Consider the following 24,662-nt stretch of genomic DNA (forward strand, 5'->3'; position numbering starts at 1 on the left):
GCTGAGCTTCGGGCGTGCCGAAGGCGGCTGCGGCAGTGGCATTGGCGGCTTTTTTGCCGGCGCGGGTGGGCTTCTCGGCCTTCTCGCTGGGCTGGAATTTCTTGAGCGGCAGCGTCAGCTCGCCTTTCAGCACCTGGTGGCCGCGCTCGGTGATTTTCAGAGCGTAGCCTTCCTCGTAGGCGATATAGAACAGGCCGTCGTTCAGCATCTGGTGGACGTAGCTGTACCAGTCGAGGTAGGGCAAATCCGAGCCCGCGCCGTATGTTTTAATCTGGTCGTAGCCGCCTTGCAGCACGGCTTGGTTGCGCATGCCGCGCAGGATATCAATTAGCAGATTAATAGCAACTTTCTCCCGGCTGCGGAATACGGCGGAGAGGGCTTTTTGGGCAATGAGCGTGCCGTCGAAAGTCGTGGGCGGGTTGCGGCAGATGTCGCAGTTGCCGCAGTCCTGCGGCAGATTTTCGGAGAAGTAGTTGAGCAGGATTTTGCGGCGGCAGCTGGCGGCTTCGGCAAACTGCTGCATGCGCTCCAGCTTGGCGGTGTTGAGCTGGGCCTGACGCGCGGGCACGTCCTTGGTCACCATCTCGCGCATCTGCATCACATCGGCGAAGCTGTAGAACAGGATGGCGGTGCTGGGTGCGCCGTCGCGCCCGGCGCGGCCGATTTCCTGGTAGTAGCCTTCGATATTTTTCGGCAAATTATAGTGCATCACCCAGCGCACGTTGCTCTTGTCAATGCCCATGCCGAAGGCAATGGTGGCCACAATCACCTGAATATCATCCTGCAAAAAGGCCTCCTGGGCCTTGCCGCGCTGCAAAGGCGTGAGGCCGGCGTGGTAGTGCGCGGCCTTGATGCCCTTGGCGATGAGCTTGGCCGAAATGGTTTCGCAGGTTTTGCGCGAGAGGCAGTAGATGATGCCGGGGTCCTGCGGGTGCCGGGCGATGTAGTCGATGACCGAGCCCACGCGGTCCTGGCCGGGGCGCACGTTGAGGTTGATATTGGGCCGGTCGAAGCTGGAGAGGAACACTTTGGGCTCGTGCAGGTTGAGCTGGGTGATGATGTCGCGCTTCGTCAGCCGGTCGGCCGTGGCCGTGAGGGCGATGATGGGCGTGTTGGGGAAATGGTTCCGCAGCTGGCCCAGTTGGGTGTATTCGGGTCGGAAATCGTGGCCCCAGCTCGAAATACAGTGCGCTTCATCAATAGCAAACAGGCTGATATTAACCCGCGTCAGAAACTGCATAAAGCCGTCACTCAGTAGCTTCTCGGGCGACACGTAGAGCAGCTTAAGGTAGCCGCCGGTGGCGGCGCGGGCGATGTCGTTGGCCTCGCTCTGGCCCACGCTGCTGTTGATGTAGGCGGCGGCTATGCCGTTGGCTTTCAAGGCCTCTACCTGGTCCTTCATCAACGCAATCAGTGGCGAAACCACGATGCAGGTACCTTCCGAAACCACGGCCGGAATCTGGAAGCAGACCGACTTGCCGCCGCCGGTGGGCATAAGCACTACGGTGTCTTTGCCGGCCAGGATGTGCTGGATGATGTCGCCCTGCATGGGGCGGAAATTGTCGTAGCCGTAGTACCGTTTCAGGGCCTGTTGAGCGGCGGGCAGCAGGTTGGGTGGGGCGGTAGTTAAGGTATCAGACATAATGCGGGAGGAATAACTGGTTAAAATAACGAGACGGGGCCGGAAGTTCCAAGCAGATTAGCTTTCGGCCGGAGCCTCGGATGATTTTGGCTCACGGCGTGAGCCCCGGTACAACTCATACTTCAGCAGCCGGCAGTCAATCGGCCCGTTAAACAGCGGCACCCGACGCGCCGGCTTCAGCCCGATGCTCTTCGCCGCTTCCAGATTCCCGGTGAAAACAAAGGCGTTATACCCCTGAAAATTTGCCTTCAGCGAATCCCCAATCGTCTTGTACAACGCCGCCATCTCGGCCTCCTCCCCTATCCGCTCGCCGTAGGGCGGGTTCATAATTACAATGCCGGGCTCCTCCTTAGCGGGGGCGGTGGCATCCTTCACATCGCGCACCGACAAACGGATGAAATCCTCCAAACCTGCGGCCGTAATATTCGCGGCGGCCATATCAATGGTTTTGGGGTCGAGGTCGGAGCCGGCGAGGTAGGCTTGCGGTTCGTCGAGGCGCTGGGCTTTGGCTTCTTCGCGCACCTGGTTCCACAGCTCGGGGTCGAAGTCGTACCAGTTTTCGAAGCCGAACTTGCCCTGGTGGAACAGGCCGGGCGCGATACGCTGGCTGATGAGGCCGGCCTCGGTGAGGATGGTGGCCGAGCCGCACATGGGGTCGATGAGGGGCTTTTTGCCATCCCAACCGGAGAGCATGACCAAGCCGGCGGCCAGCACCTCGTTCAGCGGGGCTTCGTTGGTGTGCTGGCGGTAGCCACGGCGGTGCAGCGAGTCGCCGGCCGCGTCGAGGCTGAGGATGACTTCATTTTCCGTCATGCGCAGGTGCAGGCGGATGTCGGGCTGGCGAGTGTCAATGCTGGGCCGCTCGCCGGTGCGGGCCCGGAACTGGTCCACGATGGCATCCTTGGTGAGCTGGGCCACGAAGAGCGAGTGCTCAAACGTGGAGCGGTTCACCACGGGCGTGATGGCGAACGTCTGGCCGGGACCGATGAAATCCTGCCAGTCGATGCGGCTTACTTCGCGGTAGAGTGCTTTTTCATCGGCGGCATAAAAGGCGGCGAAGGGGCGCAGCAGGCGCATGGACAGCCGGCTCCACAGAGCGGCTTCATACAGCAGGCGGTGGTCGCCGATGAACTCAACGGCGCGGGAGCCGACGTGGGTGATATCGGCCCCGAGGGCGTAGAGCTCGTCGGCGAGCAGTTCTTCCAGGCCGAACTGGGTGGTGGCGGTGAGATGCATAGTCCGGCAAAGGTCGGCAGGAATACGGGAGAAGGAACTACGATTTATTTCGTACTAAACGATATCAAATAGCTAATCCCAGCATACATTTACAGCACATCATCCGAAACTCCTTCCTCTCATCGAAATGAAAACCTTGATTTTCTGCATAATGCTGATTTGGCCGCTGATGCTGGCTGCTCAAACCAAACCGATTGCTACGATTCCGTTCGTACTTGAAAACAACGGCATATACATCTATTGCCAGGTCAACGCTGCCGACAGCCTGAAATTCCTTTTCGATACGGGTGCCAACGGCTCGGTGCTGAGCGAGGCCGCCGCCACCCGCATCAAACTACCGCGCACCGGTACCACGCGCAACGTCGGCTCGAACGGCACCAACACGGTGGGCCAGAGCGCGGGCAACGTCGTTCGCTTCGGCAGCCTCACCAAAAGCGACGTGCTGCTGGCCGTCATTCCGTACAAGGGCTTCAACTTCGACGGCGTATTTGGCACCGACTTTATGAAAGGCTACGTTATCGAGGTGGATTACCATAAGAAAGAGCTGCGGTTTTACGAGCCTGCGGGCTACCACAACGACCTGAGTGCCTACGCCCGCTGCAAGCTGCGCTTCGTAGATGATTACCCCACCATCACGAGCACCATCGTGGCCAACGGCCGCCGCTACACGGGCCGGTTTGGCCTCGACACGGGTGCCGACGACGTGCTGACCGTGGCCGCGCCCTTTGGCCGCAAGCACGGCCTGCCGGGCCGGCTCCCCCGGATTGGCACGGCCACATCGCAGGGCTCCGACGGCTCTACCTACGAGAGCGCTGTGGTACTGGCCCCGGAAATCCGCTTCGGCCAGAAGTGCTTCTACCGCGTGCCGGCTACCCTGCCGCAATCAACCAGCGGCGTCAACGCGACCGAAGACAAGGCCGGCTTCTGGGGCAACGGCTTTTTGAAGCGGTTTAACGCCGTGTGGGATTTCGACCGAAACTACCTCTACCTCAAGCCCAATAAAAACCTGTACACAGAGCTCTAGCCGGTGAGCCCAAGGCGAACCCAACGAGCCGGCCCCACTCAATGGCCGGCTTTTTTTGTACCTTCCGCCCTCATATGGCTACTCCTATTTCTGCTGCTGCGGCGGCCTCCACCACTGCTGCACCCGCCCGCTCCTACGCCGGCCCCATGGTGCTGATGACCACCCTGTTCTTCCTGTTCGGGGCCGTCACCAATTTCAACGACGTGCTGATGCCGTATTTGAAAGACGTGTGCCAACTCACCGATTTGCAGTCCTCGGCAGTGCAGTCGGCCTTTTTCGGCGCGTACTTTCTCATGTCGCTGCCGGCCGGCTGGGTCCTGAAAAAGCTGGGCTACCAGCGCGGCATCGTGGTGGGCCTGCTGGTGATGGCGGGCGGCGCGCTACTCTTCATCCCGGCGGCCGACTCGCGGGCATTTGCGCTGTTTCTCACGGCGCTGGCCACGCTGGGCGCAGGCATCACGCTGCTGCAGGTGGCAGCCAATCCTTACGTGAGCATCCTGGGGCCGGCGCGGGGCGCGGCGGCGCGGGTGAGCGTGGTGGGCGTGGCCAACAACTTCGGCGGAGCCCTTTCGCCGCTGGTGGGCGGGCTGGTGCTGTTCGGCGGCTCGGTGGCGCTCAAGGCCCGGCTGGCGGCGTTGCCGCTGACGGAGCGACTGGCCGAAGAATCGCAATTAGTAAAAGGCCCTTACATCGGCCTGGCCGTGTTTCTGGTGCTGCTGGCGGCGCTGTTTTTCTTCCTCGTGAAGCTGCCCGACATCGAAGGCATTCCTGAAGAAGCCGCCGAAGAAGCGCGGCCCATGGCAGCGGGGCGGACGTCGGCGCTGGCGTTTCCGCACCTAGTGCTGGGCATCGCGGCCATTTTCGTGTACGTGGGCGTGGAGGTCGGGCTGGGCTCCTTCCTCATTCGCTACGGCGAATCGCAGGGGATTCGGCAGCTTTCGGCCTTCACCCAAAGCCTGGTGCAGGGGCTGAACGTGGCCACCAACTACGCGCTGGTGCTGTTCGGCAAAGAGCCGTCGGCCATTGATACCACGGCCGGCTTCACCAAGGCGGTGGGCGCGGTGCTGGTGTCATCGTACTGGTTTGGCTCGCTCATCGGGCGCGTGGTAGGCATTCCGCTACTGCTCAAATTTCACAACCGCATGCTGCTGGTGGCGGTGTGCGCGGCCGGCACGGCGCTGGTGGGCGCGAGCATCCTGAGCACGGGCGAAACGGCCCTCTGGCTCATCGTGCTCTGCGGGCTGATGAACTCCATTATGTGGCCCGTGATTTTCCCGCTGGCCATCACTGGGCTGGGGCCGTTCACCAAGCAGGGCTCTTCTTATTTGATTATGGCCATTGTGGGCGGGGCGCTTATTCCGCCGCTCATGGGATTCATCGCCACGCATGGCGGCGGGCTGCGCGTAGCCTTTGTGGTGCCGGCGCTGTGCTACCTGTACCTCTTGTTTTATGCACTAAGTGGTTATCGGGTGCGTTAGCCCACCCGCCGGTGCCGTCATCACCATCTCCAAACCGGCCCTTGTTTCATGAAAAGAATCATCCCTGTTTCCGCGCTTTTTCTGGTGGTTTTATTGCTGGGCACCGCCAGCTGCAAGAAAGTTCTGGACCTGCTCACCTTCCAGATTAACGACTCCTCTACCTTCCAGCTGCCGGCTACTGGTCCGCTGCCCATCGGCACCACCGGGCCGGTTATTGCGCTGCCGGGCGTCACGGTCAACTCTACCGCCAACAGCACTTTCCAGAACAACAACACGGCGGCCGACTACGTGAAGGACGTGACCCTCGACCGCCTGGCCCTGACCGTAACCGACCCGGCCGACCAGAATTTTGACTTCGTAAAAAGCATCAGCATTTCGATTGCCTCGGATGCGGCCGGCACCAACAAAGTGCCGCTGGCTTCTCTCAACCCCGTGCCCACCGGCCAGACCACCATCGAGCTCACGCCCTCCGGCCAGAAGCTCGACACCTACCTGCGCAGCGGCACCTACACGCTGTTCACCACGGTAGAGATGACTCAGCTCGGCCTGAGCAAAGCCACCACTGTGCGCGCCGACTCGCGCTTCAACGTGAAGGCCGACCCGAAGTAGCACACTGTAGCGTGGACTCTGCGAGTCCGCGCTTTGCAGAACGTTCGCCCACACGCGGACTCGCAGAGTCCACGCTACAGTGTGCTGCGGCGCGGCCGCTACCTTTGCGGCCATGATGCCTACGCTCGAAGAAAACGTCTCCCTCCGCCCCTACAACACCTTTGGCCTCGATGTGCAGGCCCGCTACTTTGCCCGCTTCGCCTCGGCCGATGCGCTGCGCCAATTGCTGAAAATGCCCGAAGTTCAGGCCGCCGATAAGCTCATTCTCGGCGGGGGCTCCAACCTGCTCTTCACCCAGGATTTCCCCGGCGTGGTGCTAAAAAACGAGATTCGTGGGCTGGAAATCATTTCCGAAGACGGCGAAACCGGCACGGCACTCATCCGCGCCGGAGCCGGCGAGAGCTGGCACGGCCTGGTCGAATACGCCCTCGACCAGGGCCTGAGCGGCATCGAAAACCTCTCCCTAATTCCCGGCACGGTGGGCGCGGCCCCGCTCCAGAATATCGGGGCTTACGGGGCCGAGCTGCGCGACACCTTCGACCATCTGGAAGCCGTCGAAATTAATACTGGCGCGGGGCGCGTGTTCACTGCCGGCGAGTGCGGCTTCGGCTACCGCGAAAGTGTGTTCAAGAACGTGCTCAAAGGCCAGTTTGTGGTCACGGCCGTGGTGCTGCGCCTGCACCGCCAGGCCCGCCCCAACGTGCGCTACGGCGCCATCGCCGACACGCTGGCCGAGCTGGGCATCGAAGGCGAGCCCACCCCGCACGACGTGAGCCGCGCCGTGGTCCACATCCGCCGCAGCAAGCTGCCCGACCCGGCCGAAATCGGCAACGCCGGCTCTTTCTTCAAAAACCCCGAAATCTCCCAGGCCAAGTTCGACCATCTCAAAAGCGAGTATCCCGAGCTGCCCGGCTACCCCGTGCCCGGCGGCGTGAAGGTACCCGCCGGCTGGCTCATCGAGCGGGCCGGCTGGAAAGGGCTGCGGCGCGGCCCCGGCGCGGGCACTCACGGCGTGCACGCCCGCCAGGCCCTCGTGCTGGTGAACCACGGCGGGGCCACCGGCAGCGAAGTGCGCCAGCTGGCCGAAGAGATAATCTCGTCCGTCCGCCAGCAGTTCGGCATCGAGCTACACCCGGAAGTTAATATTTTGTGATTGAATAGCACACTGGTCAGCAATCTGTATATATTGCTAAGAATGCCGAATGATGCGTAATTTGTCCCATCATTTGCATCAGTCATTTCTTCGCCGGTCTGCTTATTCTTCAATTTATGAAACGCTCTTTTCTCCTGTTTGCCGCGGTGCTATCCGGCCCGGTCCTGGCGGTTGCGGCTCCCCTTCCCACGCCCCCGGTACTCACCCTGAAGGTGGCCCGCGCCATGGGCCCCGGCAGCACCGTCACGGTGCGGGCCGTGGTGCTGAACGGGGCCGAGATGGGCAACGTCCGCTACGTGCAGGACGGCGAGGCCGGCCTCGCGCTCTACGCCCAAGCTGCCAAGCTGCCCGGCTACGGCGAGCTGCAGGCCGGCGACAGCATCCAGGTTACGGGCCAGCTCAAGGCCTACAACGGCCTGCTGGAAATGGACCCCATTGCCTCGTTTCATAAGCTGGCTGGCGGCCAGCGGCTGCACCCGCTGCGCGTGCCCGTGGCCCAAGTCACGACCGCCTTTGCCGAGGCCAATGAGAGTCGCCTCATCGAAATCAAGGGCGTGACACGCCTGCTCACGCCCACCGGCACCCCGGCCGAGGCCCTGGTTGGCAACGCCAACTACCTCCTCGACGGCACGGCCGGCGCACTACTGCGCGTGGGCTCCACCAGCACCGGCCCCGAGGGCCTCATCGGGGCCACCGCCCCCAGCGGCGAGCCGTTCGACGTGCGCGGCATCATGAGCCAGTACTCGCCGGGCGGCACCGGCGGCTACCAGCTGCTGCCCCGCCTGGCCACCGACTTCGTGCGCGGCAGCGGCCTGCCCCGCCTCACCGAAGAGCCCGTGCCCGTGAACGTGAGCCCCACCGGCTTCACCGTCGTGTTCTCGACCCTGAACGCCGGCGACACCCGCGTGCGCTACGGCCTCGATGCCAAGCAGCTCAAGGAAAGCCGCGTCGATGATGCCCTTACCACCCACCACAGCCTCACCCTGAACGACCTGATTCCGGGCACCACTTACTACGTGGAAGTAAGCTCGCGCAATGCGGCGGGCACCGAAACGGCCACGCCCGTGCCGTTCATCACCACCGGCGGCAAGCGGGTGCGGGCGGGCGGCAAAAATTAAGTTTTCGCAGCCCGGCACTATTGGCGTCCAGCGGCGGTTCGTTTCGCTGAAATTCAGCATCTTTGTATTTCCGTCTCCCACCTAATCTTTAAAATTTAACCGTTTCGTAACTCTGTTTTTTTCATGAAGAAATTTACTCTGCTGGCGCTGCTGGCGGCGGCCACTTCCTGGCACACCGCATCGGCCCAAACTGCGATTACCATTGCGGCCGCCCGGGCCCTGGCCCCCACCACCAACGGCACCGCCGGCCCCACGGTCACGGTGCGCGGCATCGTGACGAACGGGGCCGAGCTGGGCTCCTCGGTCAGCATCATTCGCTACATTCAGGACGGCACGGCGGGTATCGGCGTGTACACCACGGGTGGCACCACGGGGCCACTGGTTTCGGCGCTGGTGCCCGGCGACAGCATTGAGGTAACGGGCGGCCTGAAAATGTTCCGCGGCCTGCTCGAAGTTGACCCCATCACCTCGCTGACCGTGCTGGCCGGCAACCGGCCCATTCCGGCCCCAGTGGTATTTTCGGCGGCCAACGCGGCCAACGCTTTCGCCGAGCAGTACGAAGGAATGCTGGTGCGCATCAACGGCCTGACGTCGATGACGACGGCGCCCACCACCTGCACCACGGCCGGCGTTTCGGTATCGGCTTTCAACGCTAATACCTCGTACCGCCTCAATGGTAACTGCAACTTCGTTACCTACGTGCCCACCAACTCGACGGGGGCCGACGGCCTGATTGGCAAGCCCAGCCCCACGGGCACGTTCGATGCCATTGGCGTGATGAGCCAGTATGCGCCCTCGGCTACGTCCATCACGGGCGGCTATCAGTTGCTCAACCGCAAGTACAGCGACTTCATTCAGGGCCTCACGCCCAACCTGACCACCAGCCCGGTTCCGACGAACATCACCACGACCTCGCTCACCATCAGCTTCAACACCCAGAACACGGGCAACACGCAGCTGGCCTACGCTACTTCGGCGGCGGGCCCTTTCACCACGTTGGCCGGCAATACGGCCCTCACCACGGCCCACAGCCAGGTGCTCACCGGCTTGTCGCCGGCTACTATCTACTACGTGCAGGCCGTTTCGGTAAACAGCGTAGGTCGTTCGGAGTCGCGTGTGGTACCCATGGTGACGGCTTCGCTGTCGTCGGGGGTTATCAAGAACTTCTATAATAATACGGTCGATGCTTCGCTGGCCCTGCCCGGCAACACGGCCGTGACCATGCTCAACGGCGCGGCTCCCGATACGCTGGTGCGTTACATCAACCGCGCCACCCAGACGCTGGACATTGCCATTTATAACTGGAACAACGCCACCATCCTGAACGCGGTAAACGCCGCCTTCACCCGGGGCGTGCGGGTTCGTGTGATTTACGAGGACGACAATGCCAACGTGAGCATCACCAGCCTGAATGCCGGCATTCGCCGCATTTCGCGCCCCAACACGGCCGGCAGCACCACCAGCAGCATCATGCACAACAAGTTTGTGATTGTGGATGCCAACAGCACCAACCCCAACGTGCCGTGGGTGTGGACGGGCTCGATGAACTGGACCGCGGCCCAGCTCACGACCGACCGTAACAACGTCATCGCCATTCAGGACCAGTCGCTGGCCCGCGTTTACACCATCGAGTTTGAGGAAATGTGGGGCTCGAACACGGCCACGCCCGGCACCAGCACCTTCGGCTCGCGCAAAACCGACAACACGCCCCACTTCCTGAACATCGGCGGCAAATCGGTGGAGTCGTACTTCTCGCCCACCGACAACGTGAACGGCCGCCTGCTCCAGGCCATTGCCTCGGCTGATAACGACCTGCACTTCGAGTCCATGCTCATCACCCGCGCCGACCTGGCCCGCGCCATTGCCGCTCAGGTTACCCAGCGCGGCATCGGCTCCTGCTCCGACGGCCTCGTGAACGACACCAGCGGCACGGCCGGCTACTCCTTCCGCCTCATGCAGGCCGGGCTGGGCACCCGCCTGCTCATCAAGCGCGCCGGTGCCGGCTTCGGCATCATGCACCACAAAACCCTGATTGTAGACGCCGGCGCCAGCCAGTCGGACCCCACGGTATTCGTCGGCTCGCACAACTGGACGCTTTCGGCTGATACCGAAAACGACGAAAACACCCTCGTGGTGCACGATGCCCGCATCACCAACCGCTACTACCAGGAGTACGCCGCCCGCATTGCCGAGCAAAACGTGGCCGGCGTAGTAGTCTGCCGCCTCGTACTGGCCACCAAAGCAGGCAGCATCCAGGCCAGCACCATGGAGGTGTATCCGAACCCCGCCCGTGGCAGCTTCCAGCTGCACTTGGCTAGCTCCTCGGCCCGCACCGCCACCATCGTGCTGCGCGATGTGACCGGCCGCGTGGTACTCACCAAAACCCAGTCCCTCACCGGCACCGACCTGAACATCGACGCTACGTCGCTGAAGTCGGGCCTGTACATGGTGCAGGTAACCACTCCCGAGGCCGTGCAAACGGGCCGCGTAGTAGTGGAATAACCTGAGCGAAACTGATGCAAAAAAGGCGGCTCCCGATTTGGGAGCCGCCTTTTTTTTATGGCCTGACTGTAATACTCTGAACGGTCATGCTACTTCAGCACCGCAATGGTCACGCCATCCCCGCCCCTATCGGCGTGCTCGTCGGCCACGCTGGCTACGGCACGTTGGGAGCGCAGGTAGTCGCGCACCACCTGGCGGAGTACGCCGTTGCCGCGCCCGTGGAGGAACTTGATTTCGGGCATTCCTAGCATCACGGCATCGTCTACGAAGCTCATGGTTTTGGTGAGGGCATCTTCGGCGCGCTCGCCGCGCAGGTCGAGGGTGGGGCTGAAGCCGGCCATGCGGTCGGTGATGTTCACGCCGTTGCCACCGCCGGAGCTGCCGCCGCTGAGCTTCGACTTGCTGGCTTTAGCGGCCTGCTCCCGCTCGCGGATTTCGGCTCGGCCCAGCTTTTCGAGTTGGCTGAGCTTGGTCAGGGTTTTCAGGCCACCGAACATGACTTCGGCGGTCTGGCCCTTCACGCTCACCACTTCGCCGTGGCCTTCCTGGCCGAAAAGGGCCACTTTATCGCCGGGCTTGAGGTCGCCGGCTTCGGCGCGCTCGCGGGTGGCTTTGGGCTTGGGCGGCTCGATTTGCAGCTCCTTCTTGACGAAATTATCGAGCTTTTCGCGGGCGGCTTTGTTGGTTTCCTTCTCGGCGTTGCCCCGCCGGATTTCGCCGATGGTGGCTTCGATTTGCTGATTGGTATTCACCAACAGCGCCTTGGCCTGCTGCTTGGCCGTGCGCAGGGTTTCGATTTTGGTATCCTCAATGTGCTGCTTGAGGTCCTGGTATTCCTGGGCGGCACGCTTGAGGCGCTTCTCAGCTTTGGCAGCTTCGGCGGTGCGGGTTTCGAGTTCGGTTTTCTCCTTTTCGAGGCCTTCGAGCAGGCGGTCGTAGCGGATTTTGTCCTTGCCTACCAACTGCGTGGCGCGCTCCACTACCTCCTTCGGCAGGCCGATTTTGCGGGCAATTTCGATGGCGAACGAAGAGCCCGGCTTACCCACTTCCAGCCGATAAAGCGGCTGGAGCTTCTCCGGGTCGTAGCGCATGGCCCCATTCACGAGGTGCGGGGTGCGCTCGGCGAAGTTCTTGAGGTTGGTGTAGTGCGTGGTAATGACGCCGTAGACGCGGGCTCGGTTCAGCTGGTCGAGCACGGCCTCGGCGATGGCGCCGCCCAGGCTGGGCTCGGTGCCGGTGCCGAACTCGTCAATCAGCACTAGGCTTTTCTTGCCGGCCAGCAGCATGAACTGCTTCATGGCCAACAGGTGCGACGAATAGGTACTCAGGTCGTTTTCCAGGCTCTGCTCGTCGCCGATATCCAGGAAAATATCCTCGAAAACGCCGGCTTCGGAGTTGTCGGCGCAGGGAATGAGCAGGCCCATTTGCAGCATGAACTGCACGAGGCCCACGGTTTTCAGGCTCACCGATTTGCCGCCGGCGTTGGGGCCGGAAATGACGAGGATGCGCTGCTCGTGGTTCAATTCCAGGTCCAGGGGCACCACTTCGCGGGGGTCGCCGTTGTCGCGCTTGTGCTGGGCGAAGGCCAGCTGGAGCAGCGGGTGGCGCACCTTCACCCATTTCAGCAGGGGCTTGTTGTGCAGCACGGGCAGGCGGCAATCGAGTGTGACGGCCAGCCGGGCTTTCGCCCTGATGAAGTCAATCAGCCCCAGATAAGAATACGCTTTGCGCAGGTCCGGGATGTGAGGCCGGAGCTGGTCGGTGAGCGCCGTAAGGATGCGAATCAGCTCGCGGTGATAGGCATTGTCAAGGTCCTTGATGTCGTTATTCAGCTCGAAAACAGCTTCCGGCTCAATGTACACGGTCTGGCCCGAGGCCGATTCGTCGTGAATCAGGCCCTTCACCTTGCGCTTGTGCTCCGCAATAACGGGCAGCACCAGCCGCCCGCCGCGTATCGTGGGCTCGGAGTCGCTGGGAATCCAGCCCTCGTTTTTGGCGTGGCGCAGGATGCCGGCAATCTGCTTGCGCAGCTGCCCCTGACGGGCAATGAGTTCCTGCCGAATCTGGCGCAGCAGCGGGCTCGCGTCGTCGCGCACGGCCCCTTCGTCGTCCACCACTTTATCCAAAGCAGCCAGCAGGTTGCGGTCGACCTGGATGCCAATGCCCAGCAGGCGCAGCGTGGGATATAGGCTGGGGTCGGCATCGGAGAAGAAGCTCAGGGCCTGCCGAATGGTACGCAGGCTCATCTTCACCTCGAAGAAGGCGGCCACGTCGAGGTACGCGCCCGGTAGGGCGGCGCGCTTGAGATGCACCTGAGCATCGTGGTAGTGCGAGGCCGGGAAATCGGCCCCGGAGCGCAGCAGGTAGGTGAATTCGTCGGCCTGTTGCAGCAGTTTCAGCAGGGGCTCGTGCTTGGGTTGGAACTCCATGCGGGCCACGTAGTGCCGGCCCAGGGCGGAAAGGCAATTGGCCTCAAGCTGCTCGCGCAGGGTGGTGAAGCCGATTTTTTGTTCGAAGTGTTGGGGTAACAGCAAGTAGGTAGTATTTCAGTAATTGGGTACGAAGGTAAACAGCCAAGCGGGCGGGAAGATTCGCGGACGGCAAGGTATTGGGCTCTGACGGCGGCGGACAGCAGCCCAACCCGGCCTTCCGCCCGCCCCAAACGCCTGATTGATGGGAAAATCCCGGCCCCGGCCCGCCAGTTTATCGCGTTCGGCAACGATGCCGGGAACGTTTGCGCAACTATACTCCGGCTTAGGCTTTGCTATATACTCATTTGCTGACGCTTAGCGGCTAGGTTTGTACATAACCTCTCACCGATGGCAGCCGCCATCACCCACCCAAAACCGCTCCGACTATGAAGCACTTGTTCTCTCTACTCTTCCTGCTGTTGCTGTCGCCGCTGGCCCTGCGCGCCCAGGCCCCGACCGTGCTGGAATCGTCCGGCTGGCTGGAAACCGCCTACGTGCGCTGGACGCCGGTTGCCAACGCGCAAAGCTATAATGTGTACTACACCGGCGGCGGCCTCGTCAACCAGAAGCTCGACGACCAGCTCATCCGCAACTACGGCACCTTTTACCGGGCCGATGCCCTGGGCCTCACGCCCGGCTCGTACACGCTCAAAGTGGCCCCCGTTATCGGCGGGGTGGAGGGCGCGGCCACCACTACCAGCGCCCTCACGGTGCTGGCCCAGGACCGCACCGGGTTTGCCTTCAGCAACGGCCGCGTGCCGGGTGCCTACAATGCCAACGGCACGGTAAAAACCAACGCCGTCATCCTCTACATTACCCAAAACACTAAGAATACCGTGTCGCTCAACGTGACCGGGGCCACCACCAATCCCTGCGTGGGCCTGCAAACCATCCTCGACGGCTTTAAGAAAGGCCGCGATGCCCGGCCGCTGCTCGTGCGCTTCATTGGGCAAATCACCGACCTGACCTACATGCTGGGCGGCGACATCGTCATCGAAAACAACAACCTGGCCTCCGGGGCCATCACCCTCGAAGGCGTGGGCAACGATGCCGTGGCCGATGGCTTCGGTATTCGCATCAAAGGCGCGTCCAACATTGAAATTCGCAACATCGGCACGATGAACACCGACAGCGATGAAGGCGACAATATTGGCCTGCAGCAGGACAATGACTACATCTGGGTGCACAATTGCGACTACTTCTACGGCCACGCGGGCAGTGCCGCCGACCAGGTGAAGGGCGACGGCGCGCTGGACTGCAAAAAGTCGACCTACGTCACGTTCTCCTACAACCACTTCTGGGATTCGGGCAAGTGCAACCTGCTCGGCTTGAGCGAAAACACCACCCAGGGCCTCTACATCACCTACCACCACAACTGGTACGACCATTCGGACTCGCGCCACCCCCGCGTGCGCTTCTACTCGGCCCACGTGTATAACAACTACTACGACGGCAACGCCAAGTACGGGTCCGGCTCGACGGAGGGCTCCTCGGTGTTCATGGAAGGCAATTACTTCCGCAATTGCAAGTACCCCATGCTGACTTCGATGCAGGGCACGGACGTGTTCAATCCTGTGACGATGACGAACAACTACACCACGCAGCCCATTTTCTCCAACGAGGACGGCGGCACCATCAAGGCCTTCGATAACTACATGACCGGGCAGACGCGCTTCGTGCCCTACGGTGCCACCGGCTACCCCAATTCCACGGTCGACTTTGATGCCTACGTGGTGACCACCCGGACCCAAACCGTGCCCGCCACCGTGCTGTCGGCCTACGGCCGCAACGCCTACAACAACTTCGACACCAACGCGGCCGTGATGTACACCTACACCCCGGACAGCCCCACGGCGGCCCGGACCAACACGATGCTGTACGCGGGCCGCGTGAAGGGCGGCGACTTCCAGTGGACGTTCAACAACGCGGTGGACGACGCTTCCTCGGCCGTGAATCTGCCGCTGCAAGCGGCACTGGTGGGCTACACCACCGGCTTGGTTTCGGTGCAGGGCGTGACGGTGGTAACCCCTCCCGGTGGCGGTGGTGGCGGCGGCACGGGCGGCGGCGGCGGCACCAATACGTCGGACATGCTGCACAATTTCACCCTGTCCGGCACTACCAGCACCTTCTACACCATCACCGGCAACCTCTCCACGTCGCAGGGCACGGTGGTCTACAACGGCCTGAACCTGACGCAATGCCTCAAGCTGGAGTCGACCACGAACGTGGCCTTCACCACCACGGCGACCGCCACGCTCACGCTGGTGTTCAACGATGCGTTCAGCGGCACGGTTAAAATCGACAACGTGAACCAGACGGTGGCCTCGGGCCGCCTCTCGATGAACATCGCCGCCGGTACCCACCAAATCACCAAAAACGTGACGGCGAACATCTACTACATGAGCACCGTGTATGCGGCCCCCCTGGCCACGCGCAACCCGCTGGATGGCCTCGCCATCAAGGTGTACCCCAACCCGGCCACCGATGAAGTGACCGTGGCCTGGAAGAGCAAGCAGCCTTTCTCGCTCTACAGCATCACGGGCAGCCTGGTGAAAACCGGCCTCACCAACCAGTCCTTCGACCTGAAAGACGTGAAGCCCGGCGTGTACCTCATCCGCCTGCGCGACGAAGACGGCTACCTGCGCACCAGCCAATTGCTCAAGCAATAGATTAGCGTCTCCCCCGATTGAAAAAGGCCCCGGCAGCACTGCTGGGGCCTTTTTTTGTGGCTGGCAACGGGCTCGCAGCTTTCGTTTCGCCCGGCGCGGAGCGATATAGCAGTAACTTATGCCCTGTAAGGCCGCAATCAGCGCAAATAAGGCAGATATTATGCTAAGGCAGACCGTATAAATACCCAGAGAGGCCTTACTAGCACTAAGCGGGGCTGCATACATGCTCAGGAGGGCCTCATCAGCACTAAGCGGGGCTGCATATGTGCTCAGGGGGACCTTACTACCACTAAGGGAGGCTGTATAGATGCTCAGGGGGGCCTTACCGGCACTAAGCGGGACTGCATGTGTGCTCAGGGGGGCCGTCATTGGAGTAGGTAAGGCATTGTTCTTACCTTGCGCACCTCCTTTACCCGCTTGACTGCCTTGCTTATGGAACCCGTGCCCACCCCTGATGCCGCCACCGGCTCCCTGGCCGCCCGCTTTGCCCAGCGCCTGGTGGTGCGCGACGCCCCGCCCCCACCGCCCAGCCAGGAGCCGGCCGCCATTCTGGCCCGCATTCAGGCGTGGCTCATTCCGCCCCAAGGCGTGCGCGATGCCCGTACCCACGGGCGCATGGCCCGCATGCTGGTGGCCCTCATGGAGCACCTCGAACTCAGCACCGAGCAGTTGCAAGCGGCGGCGGGCCTGGGCTGGCGCGCCGGCTCGCGCATGGCGCAGGAGTTGCTCACGCGCGGCCTCACCGAGCGCGAGCGGCGGGGCCGGTTCTTCTACCACCGCCTCACGCGGGCAGCTGAGGACGCGCTGCTGCTGGTGGTGGCCGGGCCGCAGGGCTGATGGCGCGGGGCTCCGTCCCGTGCCGACTATTGGGGGGCCTCCGGCCCCCGGCGACCGGACAAGGCGGGTGTGAATCGCGCAACGATTGCAGGCCGGAGGCCTGCGAATAGCGGGCACGGGCCGCAGGCCCGCGCCATCGGGGCTGTTTAGATTTCGCTTTACCCTGCCGGTTATATCGGCAAAGCGTGTCGTTCATTACCTACACTTCTCAGCCAATTACTCACTTATCGCTCACATATCTACCCTGCTGACGCGCGTCTGTGACGCACGCCAGCAGGGTTATTCAGGGTTTGACAGTATAAGGCAAGTTGAACTGGCCGTTGGTGATTTTTCGGCTATCGCATCCCAGCGTATAGATACCGCTGAAGGTCCCGCTAACGGTGTGGGTGCTCGTGTCCACGGACTTTACCACCACCTCAAGGTCGGGCGCGCTGTCGATGTAAAATCGGTACAGTTGTGTGCCCAATACGAGGCTGCGGCAATTCGTGGAGTAGTTGGTAATGGGTAGGGTATAGGCACTGCCCGCGCTCGCGCCTCGGTAGGTGCGGGGCGTTTCCACACCTTGCCGGTCCGTGACAGACAAAGAAATTTGGTGGTTGTCGGCAGTACTGGCATCAATGGTGAGCTGCTTCACCCCCAAGGCATTGGTTTCCACCACGGCCGTAGGTGAGCCAAACACCACCACCTGGCCATTGTCGCTAAGCTGGATGCTATTGGCAGGAATGGCTGGTTCGGCATCAGACTTTTTGGAACAGCCGACGACGACAAGACTCAAGGATAACAAAAGGGTAAGAGCACGGACCATGGCAGCGATGGGGAATAGGTGAATGAGTGACAAAGAAAGTACGCTGGGGTCACGAGGCCCCAGCGTTTGAGTTTACTTATCCACCCCCGCGCCAAACAGGGCGAAATCGTACTTCACCGGGTCGCTGGGGTCGAGTTTGCGGAGGTTGGCGGTGAGCTCTTCGGCGGCTTCCCAGTCCACGAGCTTGCGGGTGAGCAGGCCCAGGGGGCGGGCCTGGCGCTCGACGTGCAGGTCGATGGGCATGATGAGGTCGGCGGGCGAGAGGCGGGTCCAGAGGCCGAAATCGACGCCGTGCTCGTCGCGGCGCACCAGCCAGCGCAGGTACATATTCACCCGCTTGCAGGCCGATTTGCGGGCCGGCGTGGCCACGTGCTTGCGGGTGCGCTGGGGCGCATCGGGCAGGCTGAAGAAGTGCTGATGGAAGTTAATCAGCCGCTCGCGCTGCGTGTGCCCCACCAAAAACGCGGTTTCCAGCGTCTCGTGCTGCCCGTACCAATGGCGCAGGAAATGCACGAAATACAGCAAATCGGTATCGCAAAACGTGCGGTGGCAGAAGCCGAGCAGCTTCTTCAAGTCCTCGTCCTGGTGCTGGGTGATGAACTGGTGCGGGGCGTCGTCCATGCGGCGCAGCAGCTCGTTGCACTTGTTGATGATGGTGGGCCGCTGCCCCCAGGCCAGCAGCGCCGCAAACAGGGCCGCGATTTCCACATCCTGCCGCTGGGTGAAGCGGTGCGGGATTTGAATGGGGTCGTTTTTGATGAACTCGGGGCGGTTGTAGCGCAGGTATTGCGCATCGAGCTGGCGGCGGAGCTGGGCGATGTTCATAAAGGGGGATAGGAAAAACGCCTGTCATCCTGAGCGCAGCGAAGGACCTTATCACGCTCGCATTAGCCGTGCTTACGGCGAATCGTTCAGTCGTGATAAGGTCCTTCGCTGCGCTCAGGATGACAGGCGGATTGAATTGCGCTACGTTTCTCTACTGCGGAATGTAGTTCGTCTCCACCCGAAAGCGGGAGTCGGTGGTGCCGAGCTTCTGCACGGCGCGGGGCGAGAGGCGCACCAGGATGTTGTTGTTCTCGCCCGTATCGGGCAGCTTGCCGATGACGCGCACATACACCGAGAGGCCATTCATGGCGTTTTTCACCTGCATGATGGTGCCCACGGGGGCCGTTTTGTGCAGGGCGAGGTACTTATCGGTAATGCTCTTTTCGATGGGCGCACCGAGGCCCGACTCCACCACGCGGGCCAGCACTTCGCTGGCGCGGCTGGGGGTGCGGTCCTCCTTGTCGTCCTCGCGCTCGGGGCGTTCGGTTACGGTCGCAATCTGGGCGGGCTTGTCGGGGGCCGGGGCTTTGGCGGGCGTGGCGGGCACGGCTTCCACTTCTACCGGGCGCACCACGGGCGCGGGCTTGGGCGCGGCGGCCGTAGTAGCCGGAGCTTCGGCCGCGCCGGAAAGTATCAGTTGCTGGCCCACGCGCACGGTGCCGCCGGCGGGCAGCTTGTTGAGCCGAATCAGCTCATCGGGCGTGAGCTGAAACTTGCGGGCGATGCCGAACAGGGTTTCGCCTTTGGCCACGGTGTAGTGGGTGGGCACGGTTACGGGCGCGGCGGCTTTGTCGGGCGCAGCGGCGGCCGGGGCCTTACCAGCGGCGGGACGGGGCACGTACACAATCTGGCCCACGCCGAGGCCGTTTTTAATCTGCGGGTTGGCGGCATTGAGCTCAGCCAGCGTGACGTGGTAGCGGCGGGTGAGGGCGGTGAGGGTTTCGCCGGCCGCCACGCGGTGCTTCACGAAGCGCTGGCCGCCGCGCATTTCCTGGCCAATGGAGTCGGCGGGGGCACTTTTGGCGTGGCCGGGTTTGCCCGGACCGGGGCCGCCCAGGGCCAGCAGCGTCAGCAACGAAAGAATTACAGTCATATAAATAGCCTTCCAAAATTCACTTTGCCCCCGCCCGGGAGCGCCAGCCAAACAGCCAGCGGAGGCAAAATAACGCAATAACCGGTGGGAAATTGAGCCCGGCCGGTTTCAACACGGTCCCGTTCCGTTATTTGGGGCTTATTGGCGGGGCTTTTCCCGCCGCTGGCTATTCACTTCCTGCCCGCTGCTATGGTTCTCGGCCTCATTCCCGCTCGCTTCGCCTCCACCCGCCTGCCCGGCAAGCCACTCGTCGATTTGGGCGGCCAGAGCATGATTCAGCGGGTGGTGATGCAGGCCCGGCAGGCCAACTTGGCCCGCGTGGTGGTGGCCACCGATGATGAGCGCATCCTGCGCCACGTCCAAGATTTCGGGGGCGAGGCCGTGCTCACCCACCCCGACCACCCCAGCGGCACCGACCGCCTGTGGGAGGCCTTCCAGCAGCTCGGCAGCCCGCCTGAGGTGCATTGCATCGTCAATATTCAGGGCGATGAGCCGTTCATTCACCCCGCCCAAATCAACGCCCTGGCCGATTTATTTGCCGACCCAGCCACCGCGCCCGCCATCGCTACGCTGGTGAAGCCGGTGATTTCGGAGGAAGAATTATTCAGCCCGCACCTGCCCAAAGTGGTGCTCAGCCAGCAGGGCCACGCCCTGTATTTCAGCCGCCACCCCCTCCCCTACCAGCGCGGCCGCGAGCCCGCCGAGTGGCTGGCTCACCATCGCTACCTGCGCCACCTGGGCCTGTATGCCTACCAGCCGCAAGTGCTGGCACAGCTCACGCGCCTGCCCGTATCGCCCCTCGAAGCCGCCGAAAGCCTGGAACAATTGCGTTGGCTGGAAGCCGGCTTCCAGATTCGCTGCGCGGAGACGGAGCTGGATGCGTTCGGGATTGATACGCCGGAGGATGTGGAACGGGCGCTGGTCCGACTGCGAGGCTAGTCGACGCGCTCTGCTACGGGCTTTGCGGCGCTGGTTTGGTGGCGCTCATCCCGCATTTCGCGCGAGAGGAAGTAGTTGAGGGCAGTGCGGATGATGGCAATGGCCCCGAGCTTGCCCAACTGCTCCCAGGTCGGAGAAATGGCTGTGGAGAGGATATCCGCCCCGAGTTGAAACTCCAGCGCCAGCGCCAAGTAACGGGCCAGGGTCAGCCGGATAGCGGTGAAGTCGGCTGTCTGGCCCTTGCTTAATGCTTTCAGCAGCAACCAGCCCGCGCTGAGAATGCCTAGCGCGATGATAACCGCGCCCACCATTTCCACGCCCAGCTTCAGCCACAGCACCGCGTCGATGACCGTGCTTTCAGCGCGGCCATGCAAGGAAGTCACGTCGCGGGCCGCTTCGGGCAGAATGGATAGGAAACAGGTAAACAGCAATGGCATGAGCGCGGGAAAGGCAACAACGAGCAGGATACGGGCAGTGTCGGCCCAAGGCTGGAATTAGCCGCCGGCCTTTTTGGCCTTATAACCTTCCTTCAGCAGTACTTCCAGCACTTTATCGCGGAAATCGCCCTGCACCACTACTTCGCCGTCTTTGGCGCTGCCGCCCACGCCGCACTTGGTTTTGAGGAGTTTGCCAAGGGCCTGCAAATCCCCATCGGTACCCACAAAGCCGGTGACGAGCGTGACCTGCTTGCCACCGCGCTGCTTCTTGTCGAGTTGCACGCGCAGTTGCTGCTGTTGCGGTGGCAGCGTGGTAGCGGCGGCTGGCTCGTTGCTCTGGTAAGTGAAATCGGGATTGGTGGAATAAACCACGCCGGTGCGGTTGGATTTGTCTTTCATTGGAAATCGCCTATTGATAAAGGGGAATTAAACCGCCACGGCCAGGGCCAGGGGCATAAGCTCCACGTCGAATTCGGTGGCGTGGCCCAGGTAGTCCCCATCGACGTGGAAGCCGATGGGCGCGGCGGCCACCACCCGGGCACGGGGCACCCGGAAATACTCGGCCGCCTTGCTTTGGGGCAGCGTGCCGAGGGCCATGGCCAGGCTCACGCGGAAGGCGCGAAACACGGGCAGGGCATCAATCAGACAGACATCGAGCAGGCCGTCGCGCAGGTCGGCCAGGGGCGCGATGTAGGCATTGTTGCCGTATTGCGAGGCGTTGGCGAAGGCCAGCACGTAGCAATCAGTGGTAATTTCCTGGCTGTCGAGGTTGGCCTGCACCGCTACGGGGCGGTAGCGGCGGTACTCGCGCAGCGTTACCTGCAAATAGGTGCTCAGGCCCCGCGAGCCGGCTTGGGCAAAGTGCTGGCTCACGTGCGCATCGAACCCCAACCCGGCCGTGCAGAAGAACGGGTGGCCGTTTATCACGCCCACGTCCATGCGGCTGAAGTCGGGCGTGGCCAAGCGGCGCAGGGCGTCGGGCAGGCCCAGTGGCACCTTGAGGTGGCGGGCCAGGCCATTGCCCGAGCCCTGGGGGATAATGCCCAGGGCCGTTTCGGTGCCCAATAAGCCCCGGCCCACCTCGTTCACGGTGCCATCGCCGCCCACGGCCGCCACGACTGCAAAACCCTCGGCGGCGGCTTTTTGGGCCAGCTCCACGGCGTGGCCGGCGTACTCAGTCGGGCGGATTTCATAGTCCTCCTCCCGCGCGCCGAAGTACCGCGCAATCAGGGCGGGCATGTCGTGGCGCTGGCTGGGGCCGGCCTTGGGGTTCAGGATAAAGCAGGTTTTGGGCATGGAAGACGCCCAGCGCAGGCTTGGCGGAATATTAGGGGAAGCAGTTCGTATTCAGTAGTGCGCAATAAGAGTAAAATCAGCTGATTTATCACCCCCTGAATACCCATTACGCTACACTTACAAATAAAAACGCCGTCCGCCCCGCCACAAATGGCAAAGCGGACGGCGTTTATTTACGGGAGCAGCAATTAGCCGTTCATCTTCTCGCCGAGCTTCTGAATCAAATCAGCCGTGCGGGTCGAGTAGCCGGTTTCGTTGTCGTACCAGCCAATTACTTTGGCCAGCGTGCCGTTGGCCGAAGTCAGCTCCGAGTCGAAAATGCAGCTGTGGGGGTTGCCCACGATGTCGATGCTCACAATCGGGTCGGTGGTGTATTCGATGATGCCTTTCAGGGGGCCTTCAGCAGCAGCCTTCAAGGCGGCGTTGATTTGCTCCTTGGTCGCCTCCTTTTTCAGGATAACGGTCAGGTCGGTCATCGAGCCATCCGGCACGGGCACGCGCATGGCGAGGCCGTCGAGCTTGCCCTTCAGCGTGGGCAGCACCAGGCCCACGGCTTTGGCAGCACCGGTGCTGGTGGGGATGATGCTGTAGGCAGCGGCGCGGGCGCGGCGCAGGTCCTTGTGAGGGGCATCCTGCAGGTTCTGGTCCGATGTGTAGGCGTGCACCGTGGTGATGTAGCCTTTCTCGATGCCGAACGCGTCGTCCAACACTTTGGCCATGGGTGCCAGGCAGTTGGTGGTGCAGCTGGCGTTGCTGATGATGGTTTCCGAGCCGGTGAGGATGTCCTCGTTCACACCCAATACTACGGTGGGGATGTTGCCGGTGGCGGGAGCCGAAATAACTACTTTCTTGGCACCAGCGGTGATGTGCTGGCCAGCGCCGGCCTCGTCCACGAAGCGGCCGGTCGATTCCAGCACCACGTCAACACCCATTTTGCCCCAGGGCAGCAGCTTGGGGTCGCGCTCGGCGAGGGCGGCGATTTTGACGCCGTTTACGGTGAGGCTTTCCTCGTCGTAGCTCACGGTGCCGTCGAAGCGACCGTGTACGGAGTCGTACTTCAGCAGGTGGGCCAGCGTTTTGTTGTCGGTCAGGTCGTTGATAGCAACGATTTCCACGTTGTCGCGGCCGAGCAGCGACTTGAAGGTGAGGCGGCCGATGCGGCCGAAGCCGTTGATGGCGACTTTAATTTTTGCCATTGTAAAACAGGTGGGGATTAGTGGCCAGCCGCCACGCTGGCGGCCGGTTGAAACACGGGGCGAAGATAGCAGGCAGGCGCGGGTTAGCCCACATTCTTACTGCGACCATAAAGGAGTTCGATTCCCCTACGGATTACGGTGCGTTTGAGTGGGTGGTTATCCGGCTCGCACCGTTTCGACAAAGGGCAATTAGGACCCTGCGGAAATTTTTCAGCCTGAAAAACAGGGTACTTTGGTCTTAACAGCACTTTTTTTTCTGCCAGAACTTGCACGAAACGAAGCGCGCCGTACCTTTGCATCATCAAAACGAACAACGGTCCGTTCGTCTAGGGGTTAGGACAGTAGATTTTCATTCTACCAACAGGGGTTCGATTCCCCTACGGACTACAACAAAGGCCCTCAGCATATGCTGAGGGCCTTTTTTATTGCACTGTTTTTTTCTGGAACGCATATTTGGCCGCCGCTCTGCAAGAGCAAGATTGACCGACGACCGTGGCTGGTTTACGCGGCTGCACTCCAGTGGCAAAGCGTGCACTAACGCGTTCTAGTTGGCAGAAAAAACGCTAATATTCCGCCCGGTCCGGCTTTATCAAGCGCCACGATTATCGTTGAGGGCACTTAGCCCGTATCTGATGTTGCTGCTAGGGCAGCGCGGGCCTTCGGCTGCGCTGCCACGCTTATCTGCTGACGATGCAATCCACTGCTAACCAACTGTCCTTAAAGCCGAAACCCTGCGCCAGTTGGGACGATGCGGAATTGGTGCTGGCGTTGCGCGGTGGGAGCGAGCCAGCCTTTGCCGAGATATACCGCCGCTACGGCTTCGGCCTTATTGAACAGGCGTACCGCAAAGTGGGCTCGCGCGAGGCGGCTGAGGAAATCGTGCAGGATTTGTTTGCCGCGCTCTGGCACAAGCGGGAGGGGGTTGATATTCAGAAACTGCCGGAATACCTGGGCACGGCCGTGAAGTACCGCGTCATCAACCTCATCAAAACCAAGCTTATCCACGCGGGCTATCTGGCTTATTGCCACACTCAAAGCCCCCGGGCCGACCACCACACCGAGCAAGAGCTGGCCGCCACTGACCTGGCCGGTGCCCTGCGCCGGGGCCTGACCCGCCTACCAGCCCATACCCGGGAAATTTTTCAGCTCAGCCGCCTGGAGCACCAGACGGTGCCAGAAATTGCCGGCCGGCTCAAGCTTTCTACCAAAGCCGTGGAGTACCACATTACCCGCGCCCTGAAGCAGCTGCGCGTTTCGCTAAAAGATTTTTTGGTGGTGCTAGCGTTACTGATACTCAGCTAAGCACTTGCTTGTCAAATTAGTGTACCTTGA

At 61.9% G+C, this 24,662-nt stretch carries 20 protein-coding genes and 1 tRNA gene; 11 read left to right on the forward strand and 10 right to left on the reverse strand.

Annotation, left to right across the window (positions count from 1 at the left end; translation table 11 throughout):
* Together recQ and AAFH49_RS11995 are read right to left on the reverse strand one after the other, a co-directional pair.
* A partial coding sequence (gene recQ / locus AAFH49_RS11990; protein ID WP_342298378.1) for a DNA helicase RecQ occupies positions 1–1,642 on the reverse strand: 1,642 nt, incomplete at its 3' end.
* Positions 1,643–1,699: 57 nt separating this feature from the next.
* On the reverse strand, positions 1,700–2,878 hold the full coding sequence (locus AAFH49_RS11995; protein WP_342298380.1) for a THUMP domain-containing class I SAM-dependent RNA methyltransferase: 1,179 nt from the start codon (positions 2,876–2,878) through the stop codon (positions 1,700–1,702).
* A gap of 127 nt (positions 2,879–3,005) precedes the next feature.
* On the opposite strand from AAFH49_RS11995, the gene AAFH49_RS12000 reads away from it, so the two are divergent.
* From AAFH49_RS12000 to AAFH49_RS12025, 6 genes are all read left to right on the forward strand, one after another.
* Positions 3,006–3,902, forward strand: a complete 897-nt coding sequence (locus AAFH49_RS12000) for an aspartyl protease family protein (RefSeq protein WP_342298381.1) — start codon at positions 3,006–3,008, stop codon at positions 3,900–3,902.
* Between the two features lie 74 nt (positions 3,903–3,976).
* Positions 3,977–5,380, forward strand: coding sequence for a sugar MFS transporter (locus AAFH49_RS12005; protein ID WP_342298382.1), 1,404 nt, complete (start codon positions 3,977–3,979; stop codon positions 5,378–5,380).
* A gap of 48 nt (positions 5,381–5,428) precedes the next feature.
* Entirely contained in the window at positions 5,429–5,989 is a 561-nt protein-coding gene (locus AAFH49_RS12010; protein ID WP_342298384.1) for a hypothetical protein, read from the forward strand.
* A 112-nt stretch (positions 5,990–6,101) separates the two neighbouring features.
* On the forward strand, positions 6,102–7,142 hold the full coding sequence (murB, locus tag AAFH49_RS12015; protein ID WP_342298385.1) for a UDP-N-acetylmuramate dehydrogenase: 1,041 nt from the start codon (positions 6,102–6,104) through the stop codon (positions 7,140–7,142).
* A gap of 116 nt (positions 7,143–7,258) precedes the next feature.
* Positions 7,259–8,260, forward strand: a complete 1,002-nt coding sequence (locus AAFH49_RS12020; protein ID WP_342298387.1) for a fibronectin type III domain-containing protein — start codon at positions 7,259–7,261, stop codon at positions 8,258–8,260.
* A gap of 123 nt (positions 8,261–8,383) precedes the next feature.
* Positions 8,384–10,762 carry a phospholipase D-like domain-containing protein gene (locus AAFH49_RS12025; protein WP_342298388.1) on the forward strand — a complete coding sequence of 793 codons (2,379 nt, stop codon included), beginning with the start codon at positions 8,384–8,386 and terminating at the stop codon, positions 10,760–10,762.
* A gap of 89 nt (positions 10,763–10,851) precedes the next feature.
* On the opposite strand, the gene AAFH49_RS12030 is transcribed toward AAFH49_RS12025, so the two are convergent.
* The gene (locus AAFH49_RS12030; protein WP_342298390.1) at positions 10,852–13,296 is read right to left on the reverse strand and encodes an endonuclease MutS2; all 2,445 of its coding nucleotides are present in this window, start codon (positions 13,294–13,296) and stop codon (positions 10,852–10,854) included.
* A gap of 323 nt (positions 13,297–13,619) precedes the next feature.
* Here AAFH49_RS12030 and AAFH49_RS12035 point away from each other — a divergent pair, with 323 nt between their 5' ends.
* Positions 13,620–15,902, forward strand: coding sequence for a pectate lyase family protein (locus AAFH49_RS12035; protein WP_342298391.1), 2,283 nt, complete (start codon positions 13,620–13,622; stop codon positions 15,900–15,902).
* 417 nt (positions 15,903–16,319) lie between these two features.
* Positions 16,320–16,739, forward strand: a complete 420-nt coding sequence (locus AAFH49_RS12040; protein ID WP_342298392.1) for a hypothetical protein — start codon at positions 16,320–16,322, stop codon at positions 16,737–16,739.
* A gap of 283 nt (positions 16,740–17,022) precedes the next feature.
* Here the strand turns inward: AAFH49_RS12040 and AAFH49_RS12045 are convergent, their stop codons facing one another.
* From AAFH49_RS12045 to AAFH49_RS12055, 3 genes are all read right to left on the reverse strand, one after another.
* Entirely contained in the window at positions 17,023–17,514 is a 492-nt protein-coding gene (locus AAFH49_RS12045; protein WP_342298394.1) for a hypothetical protein, read from the reverse strand.
* Between the two features lie 102 nt (positions 17,515–17,616).
* Entirely contained in the window at positions 17,617–18,369 is a 753-nt protein-coding gene (locus AAFH49_RS12050) for a TIGR02757 family protein (protein ID WP_342298395.1), read from the reverse strand.
* 151 nt (positions 18,370–18,520) lie between these two features.
* Positions 18,521–19,462, reverse strand: coding sequence for a DPBB and LysM peptidoglycan-binding domain-containing protein (locus AAFH49_RS12055; protein WP_342298397.1), 942 nt, complete (start codon positions 19,460–19,462; stop codon positions 18,521–18,523).
* 189 nt (positions 19,463–19,651) lie between these two features.
* On the opposite strand from AAFH49_RS12055, the gene kdsB reads away from it, so the two are divergent.
* The gene (gene kdsB / locus AAFH49_RS12060; protein WP_342298399.1) at positions 19,652–20,401 is read left to right on the forward strand and encodes a 3-deoxy-manno-octulosonate cytidylyltransferase; all 750 of its coding nucleotides are present in this window, start codon (positions 19,652–19,654) and stop codon (positions 20,399–20,401) included.
* Here the strand turns inward: kdsB and AAFH49_RS12065 are convergent.
* The 4 genes from AAFH49_RS12065 to gap form a co-directional block, all read right to left on the reverse strand.
* Positions 20,398–20,838 carry a DUF1622 domain-containing protein gene (locus tag AAFH49_RS12065; RefSeq protein WP_342298401.1) on the reverse strand — a complete coding sequence of 147 codons (441 nt, stop codon included), beginning with the start codon at positions 20,836–20,838 and terminating at the stop codon, positions 20,398–20,400. The two genes, kdsB and AAFH49_RS12065, sit on opposite strands and share 4 nt — an antisense overlap.
* 57 nt (positions 20,839–20,895) lie before the next feature.
* On the reverse strand, positions 20,896–21,237 hold the full coding sequence (locus AAFH49_RS12070; protein WP_342298402.1) for a translation initiation factor: 342 nt from the start codon (positions 21,235–21,237) through the stop codon (positions 20,896–20,898).
* 27 nt (positions 21,238–21,264) lie between these two features.
* Positions 21,265–22,134: a diacylglycerol/lipid kinase family protein gene (locus AAFH49_RS12075; protein WP_342298404.1), complete on the reverse strand. Its 870-nt coding sequence runs from the start codon at positions 22,132–22,134 to the stop codon at positions 21,265–21,267.
* Positions 22,135–22,322: 188 nt separating this feature from the next.
* Positions 22,323–23,330, reverse strand: coding sequence for a type I glyceraldehyde-3-phosphate dehydrogenase (gene gap / locus AAFH49_RS12080; protein WP_342298406.1), 1,008 nt, complete (start codon positions 23,328–23,330; stop codon positions 22,323–22,325).
* Positions 23,331–23,645: 315 nt separating this feature from the next.
* On the opposite strand from gap, the gene AAFH49_RS12085 reads away from it, so the two are divergent.
* Both AAFH49_RS12085 and AAFH49_RS12090 read left to right on the forward strand, forming a co-directional pair.
* Positions 23,646–23,717 (forward strand) — tRNA-Glu (locus tag AAFH49_RS12085).
* A 303-nt stretch (positions 23,718–24,020) separates the two neighbouring features.
* Complete coding sequence (locus tag AAFH49_RS12090; RefSeq protein WP_342298409.1) at positions 24,021–24,632, forward strand: RNA polymerase sigma-70 factor; 612 nt, start codon at positions 24,021–24,023, stop codon at positions 24,630–24,632.
* Positions 24,633–24,662 lie beyond the last annotated feature (30 nt).

Source organism: Hymenobacter segetis (assembly GCF_038448715.1).
Taxonomy (GTDB): Bacteria; Bacteroidota; Bacteroidia; order Cytophagales; family Hymenobacteraceae; genus Hymenobacter; species Hymenobacter segetis.

Excerpts from the sequence above, each read along its gene's own strand:
- AAFH49_RS12075 (WP_342298404.1), bottom strand. The coding sequence starts at position 22,134 with ATGCCCAAAACCTGCTTTATCCTGAACCCCAAGGCCGGCCCCAGCCAG.
- AAFH49_RS12000 (WP_342298381.1), top strand. The coding sequence starts at position 3,006 with ATGAAAACCTTGATTTTCTGCATAATGCTGATTTGGCCGCTGATGCTG.
- AAFH49_RS12070 (WP_342298402.1), bottom strand. The coding sequence starts at position 21,237 with ATGAAAGACAAATCCAACCGCACCGGCGTGGTTTATTCCACCAATCCC.
- AAFH49_RS12035 (WP_342298391.1), top strand. The coding sequence starts at position 13,620 with ATGAAGCACTTGTTCTCTCTACTCTTCCTGCTGTTGCTGTCGCCGCTG.
- AAFH49_RS12065 (WP_342298401.1), bottom strand. The coding sequence starts at position 20,838 with ATGCCATTGCTGTTTACCTGTTTCCTATCCATTCTGCCCGAAGCGGCC.
- AAFH49_RS12050 (WP_342298395.1), bottom strand. The coding sequence starts at position 18,369 with ATGAACATCGCCCAGCTCCGCCGCCAGCTCGATGCGCAATACCTGCGC.
- murB (WP_342298385.1), top strand. The coding sequence starts at position 6,102 with ATGATGCCTACGCTCGAAGAAAACGTCTCCCTCCGCCCCTACAACACC.
- AAFH49_RS12010 (WP_342298384.1), top strand. The coding sequence starts at position 5,429 with ATGAAAAGAATCATCCCTGTTTCCGCGCTTTTTCTGGTGGTTTTATTG.
- gap (WP_342298406.1), bottom strand. The coding sequence starts at position 23,330 with ATGGCAAAAATTAAAGTCGCCATCAACGGCTTCGGCCGCATCGGCCGC.
- kdsB (WP_342298399.1), top strand. The coding sequence starts at position 19,652 with ATGGTTCTCGGCCTCATTCCCGCTCGCTTCGCCTCCACCCGCCTGCCC.
- AAFH49_RS12055 (WP_342298397.1), bottom strand. The coding sequence starts at position 19,462 with ATGACTGTAATTCTTTCGTTGCTGACGCTGCTGGCCCTGGGCGGCCCC.
- AAFH49_RS11995 (WP_342298380.1), bottom strand. The coding sequence starts at position 2,878 with ATGCATCTCACCGCCACCACCCAGTTCGGCCTGGAAGAACTGCTCGCC.
- AAFH49_RS12090 (WP_342298409.1), top strand. The coding sequence starts at position 24,021 with ATGCAATCCACTGCTAACCAACTGTCCTTAAAGCCGAAACCCTGCGCC.
- AAFH49_RS12005 (WP_342298382.1), top strand. The coding sequence starts at position 3,977 with ATGGCTACTCCTATTTCTGCTGCTGCGGCGGCCTCCACCACTGCTGCA.
- AAFH49_RS12020 (WP_342298387.1), top strand. The coding sequence starts at position 7,259 with ATGAAACGCTCTTTTCTCCTGTTTGCCGCGGTGCTATCCGGCCCGGTC.
- AAFH49_RS12025 (WP_342298388.1), top strand. The coding sequence starts at position 8,384 with ATGAAGAAATTTACTCTGCTGGCGCTGCTGGCGGCGGCCACTTCCTGG.